Source organism: Pseudomonas sp. Ant30-3 (assembly GCF_000690905.1).
Classification (GTDB): Bacteria; Pseudomonadota; Gammaproteobacteria; order Pseudomonadales; family Pseudomonadaceae; genus Aquipseudomonas.
Window position 1 is genome coordinate 21,427 of record NZ_JMCL01000111.1, and the last position, 14,133, is coordinate 35,559.

Genomic DNA, 14,133 nt, shown 5'->3' on the forward strand with positions numbered 1-14,133 from the left:
CCTAGACGTCCCGAATCAGCCGCCATGCCTCGTCCACGGGCAGCGGCTGTTTCATCCGCTGCGCAAGCATCGCCATCGCCCGCTCTTCTTCGCAGGCGATGGCGGCGACCACCAGCCCTTTCTCTGCGAATAAACCGATAAAGGGCGGATGGTACGGATCGCCCTTGAACTCGACCTCATCCCACCTTTCGGCATGGCCGAGGTAGTCGTAGTTTTTGCCGAAGTGCCACGTCCAAAAGAACGGTACATCCAGGTAATGCTCATCGCCACCCAGCATGTTGGCTGCAGCGATGCGCGCGTGTTGCTGCGCGAGTCGCCAATGTTCGATTCGGGTGGGCTGACCGTTGAACGGGAAAGTCACAATGTCGCCGGCGGCCCAGAGCCCATCGGTCACGCGCATGCCACCGTCAACTGTCAGTGAGTGATCGTCTTCCATCGGCAATCCAGTAAACGCGTCGGTGGCCGGACTCACGCCAATACCGACCAGCACCAGATCGGCCGGCAAACGCTGACCGTTTTCCAGCAGCACTGCTTCGACTTTCTGCACACCTTCAACCTGCACCGCCTCGCTGTCGCTGCGAAATACCACGCCGTGGGCGACATGACGGGCGAGAATCGCCTTGCCGACCGTTTCGCCAAACTGCTTGGCAAACGGCACCGCGTGTTTCGCCAGAACCGTCACGTCCAGACCGTGTTCGCGCAAAGCGCCGGCAGATTCCATGGCGATAAAGCTGTCGCCGATGATCACTACGCGTTGGCCGGGTTTGGCGGCTTCGAGGATTTGCTGCGCCTGATCTTTTGAACGCAGCAAGAACACTAGCGGCAAATCGGCGCCGGGCAGCTTCAATGGATTTGGCGTGCCACCGGTAGCGAGGACGGCCGCGTCATACGTAAGATTTTGGCCGTCTTTCAAGTGGACGGTGCGAGTCGCCGCGTCGATTTTTGCAACTTCACCGTTGATACGGTCGATGCGTTGCTGACGATAGAAGTCTTCATCACGCAACGGCGGCACCTCGTCGGGAGGCATCTCGCCGGCGAGCACAAATTTGCTCAGCACCGTGCGGTCGTAACCGGCCTCGGGCTCGCGATCGACCAGCTGAATCCGGCCGCCAAACCCTTTTTCGCGTAGCGCGGCAGCGCATGCCGTGCCTGCGGCGCCCGCTCCTACGATCACAAAGGTCCGGTCATCATCGGCCGGCGGAGTGTGAGCATTGGGCAGTGGATATTCGTCGACCCAAATCTCATCGTCGCGCAGCTCTAGCGGGTAACGCTTGAGGCTGTCCAGCGACGGCGGCTCACACAAGGCACCATCCTCGATCCGGAACGCGGCTTTGTGCCAGGGGCAAACCAGCCGACCGTGACACAACGCACCTTCGGCCAGCGGCGCTCCAGCGTGCGGGCACTGCCCCTGGTAAGCGCGCAGTTGATCACCGACCCGCAGCAGGACGATTTTAGTTTCGCCGATGCTGACTTCCAGGCCACGGTTTTCGGGCACATCGGCGTAACGTGCGATGCGGTGCAGGGCCATGATTGCTCTCCAGTCAGGCGTTTAACTTGAGAGTTGAATGCCCTGCGCGAGGTTCAGCCAATTGCCACTGCCACCGTACGAACGGTCCGGCTATAGTTTGCACGCCGACCACGGCCTCACCCGCACAAGGTGCTCCGGTATGACCCGACCCCTCTTTTTGAACCCTTGGCTGGCGGCGGTTGCCGTCGTTTTTTGCGTGCAATTTCCAGCACAGGCCCAGGAACGCTTCACGCTCAGCATGCCCGGCGTCTCCGACAACCGCCTGTTCACCGCGGTCGCGGCCAGTGATGCAAATGGCTGCGGCGGCAAGAATCAGTCCCCGGCGCTGGCCTGGAACGCAGGCCCGCCAGGCACGCAGAGCTACGCGATCGTCATGCACGACCCGGATGGTCAGAAAGGCCTCGGCGTCGATCACTGGATTCATTACGGCATCCCGCCAACGACCCACCAGATTCCGGCCGGTGTCGGTGCAAAATCCGCCTTCGAGGGCGCTGCGGGTGTCAACAGCAAACGCAGCACGGGCTACATCGGTCCATGCCCGCCGGTGGGTGATAGCTCTCACCATTACATCATTCAGCTTTACGCCCTGGACCTTGCGCCGCAGGCATTGCCGGCCGATTTGACCCGCGCGCAACTGATGGAAAAAATCAAAGGGCATGTGCTGAGAAACAGCAGTGTGGTGCGCCGGTATCACCGTTGAATGGTGAATAAACCCGCGCGCCGCCATTTGGCATCAGCCCCCGAAGCGCGCACTATCGGGCTTATAGCTGATGCGTTGGAGGATGCCGTGGCAAAAAAAATCGATCGCATCGCCCAAATGCTCAACTGCCCGGAAAAGGGTCAGGACTTGCGGCGAGCTATTACTGAGAGTCGCAAGGAGTTTCTGCTGGCGAAGCAGGCGGAAGAAGCACTTGAGGACGACGTTCTTGACGAGGAAGAAGTCGAGGACGACGCGGATGATTACGATGAGTTTGATTGGACGACTGAGTGAAAGATGGCCTCAGCGGCAAACGCCAGCCTGTCGGGTGAGCGCTACGCCTTGTAGGAGCAAGCTTGCTCGCGATGGACGTTAACGATCACGCGTTCTTTCTGAATAAACGCATCGCCCTTTAGTCTCGATTCGAAACGCCGCCAGGAGCAAGCTGCCGAAACGGTGCTCGCAAAGCTTCACGCGCTCGTTGATGGCATTGAAGCGAGCAACGCATCACTTGGCTATTCTTTCAGATTGCGGATCTCGACCAATCAGGATCCGCAATTTGAAGGATGGGTTGCCGCTATTCGGTGGCTTGTTCCTTCCGCGACGCTGGCCCTCGCGTCAGTACTTTCACCACATCATCAACCAACGCCTTACTCAACGCCGTCAAATAATGCGCAGCCCACGCATGACGATCACTTTCCCTGTCGTAGGCAGCGTCTTGGGACAGTTCTTTGGCGAGGAACAGAAAATCGGAAGCCATGGATAACGCGTCGCCAAGAGGCACACCGCGAGTGACGTGAAACACCGCCTGATCCGAGCAATAGAGGGCGGGTGTTAAACCAATGGTTTTGAGCTGTGAAGGATCGGTCATTTGCCACCTCCGTTGAGGGAGGTGCGGTGGGACTGCGATTTGGAATCGCGTTGGAGAATGATGCGAATTTTGTACGGATTTATAGTGCGCATGGTCTAGCTCCTTGACATGGAACTGCCACTTTTTCGTTACCAAGCGAAAGGGTGGCAGCTGTGCGCAGGTTGGTAAACCGGGAGTCAAGGAAACCGGCACGCCCGAAGACGTCCCACGCACAGCCGCCATAACGCAAAATTGCGGGCATAAAAAACACCTGCAAATCTGTTAGGGGCGCTGTTGCGCTTAACTCTCGGGTTACCAAGCCCGGTCGCTGAATTGGCAGCGACGGCGGAAGGGTATCGTGCGGGATGGTGTCCTGCAACCGTGGACGCCGGGTGAATAGCAACGGCAATTGTCAGAGCGCAGATGAACACTGAATACAGAAGAACCGCCCAGCCATGACATCAAGCGGAACAGGACAGCTGAAAGATGTAATCAGGATTACTGAAAGTTCTTCCGATCATGCTTTCAAGGCGACTCACCTGCTCTGGTGAAAGGTCGTATTCGTAGATGGAGTCTTCGATCTCTGTCCAGGCCATCAGCTCCGTCAGTTCACCGAGGTGGTCGGCAGGGATATCAATGGTAAAGACCAGTTGCTCGGTTTTCTTATCGAACGCAAGAATTTCATGTCGCATTTGCGGTTTCTCTAAAATTTTTGAACTGGCCAGTTAAGGGGGCCTGTTAAGGGGGAGAACTGACGCCGAGCAGGGGTCAACGCGCATTTGGTCCGCTCCCGCCAACCTTTGCTATGGACGTACCCCCATAAATAACTCAAGTTCTTTCGGTAATGACTGGTGGATCGCGATTTCCAGTTGTTGGACCTGCTCGTTGGTCAATGGAAGCTCGCCATTTGCCTCGGCCACTAAGCTTTCCCAGCCCAATACGTCCATGACGGCTTGCTCAAATTCAGAGCTTACGTCCCATCGAATTGTCTCCGTCGTCGCCTGCGAACAACCCCGTAAACTCTAAAAACATTTCCCTCTCCCATATCATTTTGCCGTGGTCCGCCCTGACTCAGCAGCTTTGGCATATTCCCCTATGTCGGACAGGGCCGATGACTCAGTATCCGCGGTTGCTTTCTTCTCCGCGGTATCATAATTTCATACCATGAACAATAAACAGCTCAGCACTTCTGAAAGCAGTATTCTCACGGCCGACCCCTTCCGGGCTGGAGTGGGCACGTATTGAGTCTCTATTCGGTGCCGCTGGCGCCAAGACCGTTGAAGGCAATGGGTCGCGTGTGCGCTTTGAGCTGAACGGTGTGATCGCCACCTTCCACCGGCCACACCCGGACAAAGAAGCAAAGCCCTATCAGGTTCGTGATCCTCGGGCTTTCCTTGAACAAGCAGGAGTCACCCCATGAGCGTAATGAACTACAAAGGCTATGCCGCCCGCATCGAATACAGTGAGGAAGACGGCCTGTTTGTCGGCCACATTGCTGGTATCAGAGACATCGTCGGGTTTCATGGCGAGTCGGTGCAAGAGCTTCGAGCTGCGTTTGAAGAGGCCGTCACTGATTATCTGGAGACTTGCGCCAAGCTCGGCCGCACGCCGCAAAAACCCTATTCTGGCCACCTCAGTCTGCGTTTAGCGCCAGCACTCCATGCAACTGTCGCTGTTAAAGCACAGCTCGCTCACAAGAGTATCAATCAGTGGGTAGCGGACGTGCTTGATCGTGAGGTGCATGCCTGAGCACTGCCGTCGCAACATCCTGATGAGAAGCCAGAAAGTGCAAACCTTATTCAGGACGAGACAACACCCACAAAAAAGCCCCAGACCTTTCAGTCTGAGGCTTTCTCGTTTCCACAATTATGGTGCACCAGGCGGGATTCGAACCCACGACCACTGCCTTCGGAGGGCAGTACTCTATCCAGCTGAGCTACTGGTGCAAGCGGGCGCCATGATACTCATATGCACTGCGGGCGTCCATGCTGCTGAATCGACAGCGCTTTCTCAAAGCGTAACCTGTCTTTGCTACGCTGATCTGAAAATTTGGGCAAATGCGCCGTTTTCGTTCTTTTTTTCGAACAGGCTATTGTCCTTTACCCCCTTTGATCCTAGGATTCGTTTGAGATTTCAAACGCTCTTGTCTGGGTGCTGAACCGCACGAGTCCAATCCGTGCGCTATTTATGTGCTTCAGCCCGGTGAATGATTTCCCTGACGGCAGCCTAAAAGGCGCCTTTCTACAATCATAATTTGCTCCGCGCGTGCCGCGGTGCTGTTAAGGAAAGCCGACATGCAGCTTAAAGACACCCAGTTGTTCCGCCAGCAAGCCTTCATCGATGGCGCTTGGGTTGATGCGGACAACGGTCAGACGATCAAGGTCAACAACCCGGCAACGGGCGAAATTCTGGGCACTGTGCCGAAAATGGGCGCTGCCGAAACCCGCCGTGCGATCGAAGCCGCTGACAAAGCGCTGCCGGCCTGGCGTGCACTGACCGCCAAGGACCGCGCGAACAAGCTGCGTCGCTGGTTCGAGCTGATCATCGAAAACCAGGACGACCTCGCGCGCCTGATGACGTTGGAGCAAGGCAAGCCATTGGCCGAAGCCAAAGGCGAAATCGTTTACGCCGCGTCCTTTATCGAGTGGTTTGCCGAAGAGGCCAAGCGCGTCTACGGCGACGTGATTCCAGGTCACCAGCCAGACAAGCGCCTGATCGTGATCAAGCAGCCAATCGGCGTGACCGCAGCGATCACCCCGTGGAACTTCCCGGCCGCGATGATCACCCGTAAAGCCGGTCCAGCCTTGGCCGCCGGCTGCACCATGGTGCTCAAGCCTGCTTCGCAAACCCCGTTCTCCGCCTTCGCGCTGGCTGAACTGGCCCAGCGTGCAGGTATTCCAAACGGCGTGTTCAGTGTTGTATCTGGCAGTGCCGGCGACATCGGCAGCGAGCTGACCAGCAACCCGATCGTGCGTAAATTGTCCTTCACCGGCTCGACCGAAATCGGTCGTCAGCTGATGGCTGAATGCGCCAAGGACATCAAGAAAGTCTCGCTGGAACTGGGCGGTAACGCGCCATTCATCGTGTTCGACGACGCGGACCTGGATAAGGCCGTTGAAGGCGCGATCATTTCCAAATACCGCAACAACGGCCAGACCTGCGTTTGCGCCAACCGTCTGTACATTCAGGATTCGGTCTACGATGCTTTCGCCGAGAAGCTGAAAGTGGCAGTGGCCAAGCTCAAGATCGGCAATGGTCTGGAAGACGGCACCACCACTGGCCCGCTGATCGACGAGAAAGCTGTGGCCAAGGTCAAAGAACACATCGCCGACGCGGTTTCCAAAGGCGCCACTGTGCTGTCCGGCGGCAAATCCATCGAAGGCAACTTCTTCGAGCCGACCATCCTGACCAACGTGCCGAACAACGCCGCCGTGGCCAAGGAAGAAACTTTCGGCCCATTGGCGCCGCTGTTCCGCTTCAAAGACGAAGCCGAAGTGATCGCGATGTCGAACGACACCGAGTTCGGTCTGGCTTCGTACTTCTATGCACGTGATCTGGGCCGTGTGTTCCGCGTGGCGGAAGCCCTGGAATACGGTATGGTCGGCGTCAACACCGGGTTGATCTCCAACGAAGTCGCGCCGTTCGGCGGCATCAAGGCGTCGGGCCTGGGCCGTGAAGGTTCCAAGTACGGCATCGAAGACTATCTGGAAATCAAATACCTCTGCCTGGGCATCTAATCAGCTCGGCAAGGCATGGCTTTAAGCGGAAAGGGCACGAGAGCGCTGACCCTTACTGCGTTTCAACCGCAATTTCTCTGTGGCCGAGAACGCTGCAGCAGTCGATCATCGTATGCTGCTGCAGTGGCTTCCGCGCCGCATTTCCTTGAATCACGCCGCCCGATGAGCGGCGAATGAGGACTTTATGAGCAAGACTAACGCCTCCCTGATGAAACGCCGTGAAGCCGCTGTACCGCGCGGTGTTGGCCAGATTCATCCGATCTTCGCCGAGTCGGCAAAGAACGCTACCGTGACCGACGTTGAAGGTCGCGAGTTCATCGACTTCGCCGGCGGTATCGCCGTGCTTAACACCGGTCACCTGCACCCGAAAATCATCGCCGCCGTGACCGAGCAACTGAACAAGTTGACTCACACCTGCTTCCAGGTGCTGGCGTACGAACCGTACGTAGAGCTGTGCGAAAAAATCAACGCCAAGGTACCCGGCGATTTCGCCAAGAAAACCTTGCTGGTTACCACCGGTTCCGAGGCCGTTGAAAACGCCGTGAAGATCGCCCGTGCCGCTACTGGCCGCGCCGGTGTGATCGCATTCACCGGCGCTTACCACGGTCGCACCATGATGACCCTGGGCCTGACCGGTAAAGTCGTGCCTTACTCGGCCGGCATGGGCCTGATGCCAGGCGGCGTGTTCCGCGCGCTTTACCCGAACGAACTGCACGGTGTGAGCGTCGACGATTCGATCGCCAGCATCGAACGCATTTTCAAGAACGATGCCGAGCCGCGTGACATCGCTGCGATCATCATCGAGCCGGTGCAGGGCGAAGGCGGTTTCTACGTCGCGCCTAAAGAGTTCATGAAGCGTCTGCGTGCACTGTGCGACCAGCATGGCATCTTGCTGATCGCTGACGAAGTGCAAACCGGCGCTGGCCGTACCGGCACTTTCTTCGCGATGGAACAGATGGGCGTTAGCGCCGACCTGACCACCTTCGCCAAGTCCATCGCTGGCGGCTTCCCGTTGGCCGGTGTGTGTGGCAAGGCTGAATACATGGACGCCATTGCTCCAGGCGGCCTCGGCGGCACTTACGCCGGTAGCCCGATTGCTTGCGCCGCAGCCCTGGCCGTGATGGAAGTGTTCGAAGAAGAACACCTGCTGGACCGCTGCAAGGCAGTCGGCGAGCGTCTGGTCACTGGCCTGAAAGCCATCCAGTCGAAGTACCCGGTGATCGGCGAAGTGCGTGCCCTGGGCGCGATGATCGCGGTCGAGCTGTTCGTCGACGGCGACAGCCACAAGCCGAACGCTGCTGCCGTTGCATCTGTTGTGGCCAAGGCGCGCGACAAGGGCCTGATCCTGCTGTCCTGCGGCACTTACGGCAACGTTCTGCGCGTCCTGGTACCGCTGACTTCCCCGGACGAGCAGTTGGACAAAGGTCTGGCGATCATCGAAGAGTGCTTCTCCGAGCTGTGATTCTTCAGTTCGGTGAATGTGTGAGCTGATCTACAAAAAAACCCGCTTCGGCGGGTTTTTTTGTATCCCGGAAATACTCGTGCTGTCTTGCATGGCCAGCATTGGCTAAGGTGCAGACATTGAGAGGGAGCTTGCTGCATGACTGCCGTTGTTTTGCCTGCTTTACCCCGGGTATTGATTGCCGAGGCTGATCCCTGGTCGCGCGACCTGCTCAAACAAGTGCTGCTCAACGTGCGCTGTGACGCGCGCCTGGACGTGTGCGCCGATGGCCACGAAGCGCTGGCGCGGTTGGCGCAAAATTCGTATGACCTGGTCATCGTTGATTGGGAATTGCCCGGCGTGGATGGCTTGAGTGTTCTGCGCAGCGTTCGTCAGCGCAAACACAGTCCGCCATTGCCCTTCATCCTGATGAGCAGTCGTAACGACAGCGCCAGCGTGCGCGAAGCCTTGCCCTTGGCACCCACGGCATATCTGACCAAACCATTGAACATGGAGGGCCTGACGCAGCGTTTGCAAGGCTTGCTGCTCAATGCGGGGGAGGAGGTTTTCTGTGCGGTGCCAGCGCTGGCTGCGGGCATGACCTTGTCGGTTTACCTGGAGCGTCGACGTGAAATCACCGACGGTGCGCCGCTGATGATGGACGTGCAACGGGCGATCCAGCGCAGTCTCAATCCTGCTGGCCTCGATTTGACCAAGCTTTACGATGAGACTCGTTCCGATCCGCAGATCACCGCTGTGCTGGTCGCGGCTGCCAACAGTGCTGCGCAGCACCATGGGAAGGCCGTGCAGACATTGTCTCAAGCGTTGCATCGCTTGGGCTCCGGGCAGAGCATGAATCTGATTCTGGGGTTGGCGCTCAAGCGCAGTGCGCGTCTGAGCGATCCTTTCCTGGCGGATTACGCCGAGCGTTACTGGGGTTTGTCGCTGCACACTGCCGAATATGCGCGAAAGTTGGCGCGTTTGCTGGACCTTGATCAGGATCGTTGTTATTGCGCAGGCATGCTGCACCGACTGGGCGATCTGGCCCTGCTGCGTTGTTTACAGGAATGGAAGCAGGCAGGCGGCGAGCTGGATGAGCGGGAGGAGGTCGGCAATGCGCTGGCCGAGTTCGGCGCAGGTTACGGCTCGGAATTACGCACGCGCTGGCGATTGCCGCTGGAGTTGCGTGAGTTGATTGCAGCGGTGTATCAGCTGGGTGGTGGGGTGTATTCGCGCGAGGCTTTAGTGATGAACATGGCCGCACAATTGGCACTGCTGACTGAGCATGAAGGTATCGAGGAGCTGGCCAGGAGCCGCACGGCCCGGTTGCTGAAAATCGGTCTGCCGGAGTTGATGCGGCTGCGCAAAAAGTAAAAAGTTATCGGCTCAGACAGCAACAATCCGGTTCTTTCCCTGACGCTTGGCTTCATACATCGCAGCATCCGCCCGAGCGAACAGCGCTTCTACGTTCTCGTCTTCAGCAGTGAGGCTGGTCAGACCCTGGCTGACGGTGATGCCGAATGGCTCGCCGTCATGGCTGAAGCTCAACCGCTGAATTTCCTTTTGCAGGCGTTCGGCCACTTGCAGCGCCATATCGGGCGCGCAGCCTGGGAAAACCGCCGCAAACTCCTCACCCCCAATGCGCCCGAACACATCGCCACGGCGCAACGTTTCGCGACCCGTTTCCGCAATCCGCTGTAGCACGTTGTCGCCCTCTGGATGGCCGTAGGTATCGTTGATCTTCTTGAAATCATCAATGTCCAGCAACAAAAAGGCGAGGGGCGTGCCGTGCTGGCGTGCGTGGTCGAATTCGCGATGCGCGCAGTCGAAAAAATGCCGGCGATTGCTGCTTTGGGTCAGCACATCGGTGGTTGCCAAGCGATGCAACTCGGATTCCATGTGCTTCTTTTCGGTAATGTCTTCGGCAATGCCGACAATGATCAACGGTTTGCCTGGTTCGGCCTGACGGTTGATAAAGCACTTGTCGCTGAGCCAGCGAATTTGTCCGTTGGCATCGATGATTCGGTACTCGCGGTCCTCGACGGCACCTTTGTCCAGCACTTCGGCCAGACTGCGCTCGGCGTAGTCCAGATCATCAGGGTGAATACTGTCGCGCCACTGGTTGTAGTCCGACAGCAACTGACCTACGGAATGACCAAAAATACGCTCATAGGCGGGGCTGACGTAGATCATTTGACGGGTTTCCCAGTTGAACGCCCAAAGCACCGCGTTGACGCTTACCAGCAGGGAGCTGAAAAGCTGTTCGCGTTCACTCAGGCGAGCCACTTCACCCTGGGCGTGCATCAACGCCATCAAGGTTTGTGCGGCTTCAGGCCACTGGGGTAAAGATGAGTCTTGCGGGTTCTTGTTGACCATCGACACAAATCTCAAAGGATGTGCCGCTCATTCGACAGCGGCTACAGCAAAGCCCGCCGTGGTGGCGAAGTGTCTTTGAGATAGGCGATTTGTAACGAAGTTCCTGAACGGGGCGCCCCTGTGCGGGGCGCACCGATCAACGGCGTCAGACTGCAGCCGGCCGCAGCGAGTAGGTTTTCAATTGGTCGGCGAAGTCGCGCAGGGATTGAATACCGCTGGCTTCAGCTTCCTGGATCCAGTCTTTGATCGCGGCGAGCATGTCGTGACCGTTGGTGCTGGTCTTGAGCCAGATCTGTTGCAAGGCCAGGCGCTTTTCGTAAATGACCTTCAGCGCGTGACTGTGCTCCAGCATGGTCTGGATGCGCAGATGGTGCTTGTCATCCAGCAGGCTGGTTTCGCGCGAGAGCAGACGTTTGGCTCGGTGAAACTGGTGGCGGACCGAGTGATCGACCTTCTCCAGTTCCTGTTTGACCAGCGGCGCGATAACCAGCTTGCGGTACTGAGCCATGATCTGGAAACGGTTGTTGAGGATGGCCATGGCGGTGTCCATGTCCAGGCTGCCCTTGCCCTCAACACGGTGGGCAATCGGTGCAACCCGCTGAACCTTGGCGAGCCCCAAAAAGCTGAAGACCTGGATCCACGCCCAACCGAGGTCGAACTCCCATTTTTTCACCGACAGTTTTGCCGAATTCGGGTAGGTGTGATGGTTGTTATGCAGTTCTTCGCCGCCGATCAGGATGCCCCACGGCACCAGATTGGTTGCTGCATCGCGGCATTCGAAATTTCGATAGCCAATGGCATGGCCCAGGCCATTGACCACGCCGGCGGCCCAGACCGGGATCCACATCATCTGAATGGCCCAGATGGTAATACCGATGGTGCCGAACAGCAGCAGATCGATAACGCCCATGATCGCAATGCCGAGTAACGGAAAGCGGCTGTAGAGGCTGCGCTCGATCCAGTCTTCCGGGCAGTTCTTGCCATAGATACGCAGGGTCTCCGGGTTCTCTGCCTCGGAGCGATACAGCTCGGCTCCTTTGCGCAGCACCGTGGACAAACCTTTGATCACCGGGCTGTGCGGGTCATCAACGGTTTCGCATTTGGCGTGATGCTTGCGGTGGATGGCGGTCCACTCGCGGGTATTCTGCGCCGTGGTCAACCACAGCCAGAAGCGGAAAAAATGTTTCAGGCCGGCATGCAGCTCAAGCGAGCGATGGGCTGAATAGCGATGCAGATAAACCGTGACGCCGATAATCGTGACGTGGGTCATGAGCAAGGTGACTGCCACCAGTGACCAAGGCGACAAGCCGAGAAAACCTTCGTACCACATAGGCTATTGGGCCCTCAAAAAGTGTAGAACAGCCGTTGCATTATCACTGAGCCAACAGATAAAACCAGTCACCCTTTCAGATAAGAGTGGCTGAATGTTTCTTTACTCTATAATTCCGTCTTTTTTGTAGGGACATGGACTGCCGTATGTCTGCCTCTAATCGCGATGCCTTGCGAGCCGCGTTGCTGTATTTGTTGATTTCGCTCATTTGGCTGCAATTGAGCGGCCATTTATTGAACAGTTTCTTCGATAGCTCCCTCGAGCTGTTGCGATGGCAACTGATCAACGGTTATGCCTGGGCGGTGCTCACTGCCGGGCTGATCTTTCTGACTCGAGCGCGTTTGTTTCGTTTCCTGGAAGTCGATGCGCGATTGCTGGACCGGGCTGATGACCGCGAGCGTTTGCGCCAGGCCGCCGCCGTATTCGATTGCACCCGTGAAGGGGTGCTGGTGACTGATAAAAACGGCGTGATTGTCCACGTCAACCGGGCGTTCATCCAGATCACCGGCTACCAGAGTCCGGAAGTCCTCGGCCAGAAACCCAGCGTGTTCAAATCAGGGCATCACCCTTTAGCGTTCTATCAGGCGATGTTCACGAAACTGGACAATGCCGGCGAATGGAGCGGGGAAATCTGGAATCGCCGTAAATGCGGCGAGATTTACCCGCAATGGCAGACCATTCGCGTGATTCATGACGACCAAGGGCACGTCAGTCATTACGTTGCCGTTTTTTCCGACATCAGCGCGATCAAGGATTCCGAGTACGAGCTCAAGCACCTGGCCCATCACGACCCACTGACTGATCTGCCCAATCGTCTATTGTTCACCGACCGCGCCGAGCAGGCACTGGCCTCGGCGCAGGTCCACAAGCGCAGCTGCGCGCTGCTGCTGGTCGATCTCGACCACTTCAAAATGATTAACGACAGCCTCGGCCACACCATTGGCGACCAGCTGCTCAAAGCGGTTGCCGAGCGCCTGTCCACGCTGTTCGACCCCGGCGTAACCCTCGCGCGCCTGAGTGGCGACGAGTTTGCCGTACTCGCCGAGAGTTGCCCGCAACTGGGGCATGCGCCAGCGTTGGCGCAACGCATTCTCGACGCCCTCAAGAAGTCGTTTGAAATTGAGGGGCATGCTCTGTTCATTAATGCCAGCATCGGCATCAGTCTGTTCCCCGGCGACGCGTTGAATGCCGAACAGCTGCTGCGCAACGCAGACTCGGCGCTGTTCAAGGCGAAAAGCACAGGGCGCAACGGCTTTGCGCTTTACACCGAGGAGCTGACCGCTCACGCGCAGCAACGGGTGGAGACTGCGTTCGAATTGCGCCGTGCACTCGAGCAGGATGAATTGCGCGTGTATTTCCAGCCAGTTCATGACCTGAAGACTTGCCGTCTGATCGGCGTCGAGACGTTGGTACGCTGGGAGCACCCGCAGCGTGGATTGGTGTCTCCTGCAGAATTCATCCCCATCGCTGAGCGTACCGGATTGATTGCCGAGATTGATGCCTGGGTGATGCGTCAGGCTTGTCAGCAGATGTGTGAGTGGCAGCAGGCCGGCGTGGTGTTGTCGTTTGTCGCGGTGAATGTTTCGTCGCGCCTGTTCGCGCGGCGGGAGCTGTATCAGCAGGTAGCGCAGGTGCTGCAGGAGACCGGGCTGGAGCCCGCGTTCCTGGAGCTGGAAGTTACCGAAAGCGCGGTGATGGATGACCCGGAAGTAGCGCTTGAGCAAATGCATCGATTGCGCGAACTGGGCGTGCGCTTGGCCATCGACGATTTCGGCACCGGTTATTCGTCGCTGCTGCGGCTCAAACGCTTGCCGGTGCAAAAGCTGAAGATCGATCAGGGTTTCGTCGCCGGTTTGCCGTGGGATGAGGATGATGCGGCGATTGTCCGGGTGATCATCGCGTTGGCGCAAAGCATGGGCATGCAAGTGCATGCCGAGGGGATTGAGCAGGTCGAACAGGCGGGTTTCCTGCTCGAGCAGGGTTGTGATTTGGGGCAGGGGTACTGGTTTGGCCGGCCGGTGCCGGCTGAGCAGTTGGATTGGGATCGGCTACTGGTGATTGAGTAAACAAGCGGTTTTTGTGGCGAGGGAGCTTGCTCCCGCTCGGCTGCGCAGCGGACGCAAGATTTTCAGGGCTGCTTTGCACCCCAGCGGGAGCAAGCTCCCTCGCCACAT

Annotated in this window: 14 protein-coding genes and 1 tRNA gene; 8 read left to right on the plus strand and 7 right to left on the minus strand. The window is 57.8% G+C overall.

The features are described 5' to 3' along the window. Position 1: 1 nt before the first annotated feature. Positions 2 to 1,528, minus strand: a complete 1,527-nt coding sequence (locus DU29_RS0124710) for an FAD-dependent oxidoreductase (protein WP_028624118.1) — start codon at positions 1,526 to 1,528, stop codon at positions 2 to 4. 139 nt (positions 1,529 to 1,667) lie between these two features. Here DU29_RS0124710 and DU29_RS0124715 point away from each other — a divergent pair, with 139 nt between their 5' ends. Both DU29_RS0124715 and DU29_RS0124720 read left to right on the plus strand, forming a co-directional pair. Then, on the plus strand, positions 1,668 to 2,228 hold the full coding sequence (locus DU29_RS0124715) for a YbhB/YbcL family Raf kinase inhibitor-like protein (RefSeq protein WP_028624119.1): 561 nt from the start codon (positions 1,668 to 1,670) through the stop codon (positions 2,226 to 2,228). Next, positions 2,229 to 2,519: a hypothetical protein gene (locus tag DU29_RS0124720; RefSeq protein ID WP_442961327.1), complete on the plus strand. Its 291-nt coding sequence runs from the start codon at positions 2,229 to 2,231 to the stop codon at positions 2,517 to 2,519. 283 nt (positions 2,520 to 2,802) lie between these two features. Here the strand turns inward: DU29_RS0124720 and DU29_RS0124725 are convergent, their stop codons facing one another. From DU29_RS0124725 to DU29_RS1000000133405, 3 genes are all read right to left on the minus strand, one after another. Further along, positions 2,803 to 3,096 (minus strand): DUF3077 domain-containing protein, encoded by a 294-nt coding sequence (locus DU29_RS0124725; protein ID WP_028624121.1) that lies wholly within the window; start codon positions 3,094 to 3,096, stop codon positions 2,803 to 2,805. A 440-nt stretch (positions 3,097 to 3,536) separates the two neighbouring features. Next, a complete protein-coding gene (locus DU29_RS0124735; protein ID WP_028624122.1) occupies positions 3,537 to 3,767 on the minus strand; it encodes a DUF7683 domain-containing protein in 231 nt (76 codons plus the stop codon). Between the two features lie 111 nt (positions 3,768 to 3,878). Continuing rightward, a complete protein-coding gene (locus tag DU29_RS1000000133405; RefSeq protein ID WP_236645647.1) occupies positions 3,879 to 4,022 on the minus strand; it encodes a pyocin S6 family toxin immunity protein in 144 nt (47 codons plus the stop codon). Positions 4,023 to 4,315: 293 nt separating this feature from the next. Here DU29_RS1000000133405 and DU29_RS1000000131800 point away from each other — a divergent pair, with 293 nt between their 5' ends. Beyond that, the gene (locus DU29_RS1000000131800; RefSeq protein WP_236645649.1) at positions 4,316 to 4,495 is read left to right on the plus strand and encodes a type II toxin-antitoxin system HicA family toxin; all 180 of its coding nucleotides are present in this window, start codon (positions 4,316 to 4,318) and stop codon (positions 4,493 to 4,495) included. Further along, the gene (locus DU29_RS0124750; RefSeq protein WP_028624123.1) at positions 4,492 to 4,824 is read left to right on the plus strand and encodes a type II toxin-antitoxin system HicB family antitoxin; all 333 of its coding nucleotides are present in this window, start codon (positions 4,492 to 4,494) and stop codon (positions 4,822 to 4,824) included. Before DU29_RS1000000131800 ends, DU29_RS0124750 begins: the two co-directional genes overlap by 4 nt. Before the next feature lie 120 nt (positions 4,825 to 4,944). Here the strand turns inward: DU29_RS0124750 and DU29_RS0124755 are convergent. After that, a tRNA-Arg gene (locus DU29_RS0124755) sits at positions 4,945 to 5,021 on the minus strand. Positions 5,022 to 5,369: 348 nt separating this feature from the next. Between DU29_RS0124755 and gabD the strand changes: the two genes are divergently transcribed. The 3 genes from gabD (at position 5,370) to DU29_RS0124770 (ending at position 9,627) form a co-directional block, all read left to right on the plus strand. Next, positions 5,370 to 6,812 carry an NADP-dependent succinate-semialdehyde dehydrogenase gene (gene gabD, locus DU29_RS0124760; protein ID WP_028624124.1) on the plus strand — a complete coding sequence of 481 codons (1,443 nt, stop codon included), beginning with the start codon at positions 5,370 to 5,372 and terminating at the stop codon, positions 6,810 to 6,812. A 184-nt stretch (positions 6,813 to 6,996) separates the two neighbouring features. Beyond that, positions 6,997 to 8,274: a 4-aminobutyrate--2-oxoglutarate transaminase gene (gene gabT, locus DU29_RS0124765; protein WP_028624125.1), complete on the plus strand. Its 1,278-nt coding sequence runs from the start codon at positions 6,997 to 6,999 to the stop codon at positions 8,272 to 8,274. Positions 8,275 to 8,412: 138 nt separating this feature from the next. Beyond that, positions 8,413 to 9,627: an HDOD domain-containing protein gene (locus tag DU29_RS0124770; protein WP_028624126.1), complete on the plus strand. Its 1,215-nt coding sequence runs from the start codon at positions 8,413 to 8,415 to the stop codon at positions 9,625 to 9,627. Between the two features lie 12 nt (positions 9,628 to 9,639). On the opposite strand, the gene DU29_RS0124775 is transcribed toward DU29_RS0124770, so the two are convergent. Continuing rightward, positions 9,640 to 10,629, minus strand: a complete 990-nt coding sequence (locus DU29_RS0124775; RefSeq protein ID WP_028624127.1) for a sensor domain-containing diguanylate cyclase — start codon at positions 10,627 to 10,629, stop codon at positions 9,640 to 9,642. 145 nt (positions 10,630 to 10,774) lie between these two features. Beyond that, on the minus strand, positions 10,775 to 11,959 hold the full coding sequence (gene desA, locus DU29_RS0124780) for a delta-9 fatty acid desaturase DesA (protein ID WP_028624128.1): 1,185 nt from the start codon (positions 11,957 to 11,959) through the stop codon (positions 10,775 to 10,777). Between the two features lie 146 nt (positions 11,960 to 12,105). Between desA and dibA the strand changes: the two genes are divergently transcribed. Next, positions 12,106 to 14,025, plus strand: a complete 1,920-nt coding sequence (gene dibA, locus DU29_RS0124785) for a phosphodiesterase DibA (protein WP_028624129.1) — start codon at positions 12,106 to 12,108, stop codon at positions 14,023 to 14,025. Positions 14,026 to 14,133 lie beyond the last annotated feature (108 nt).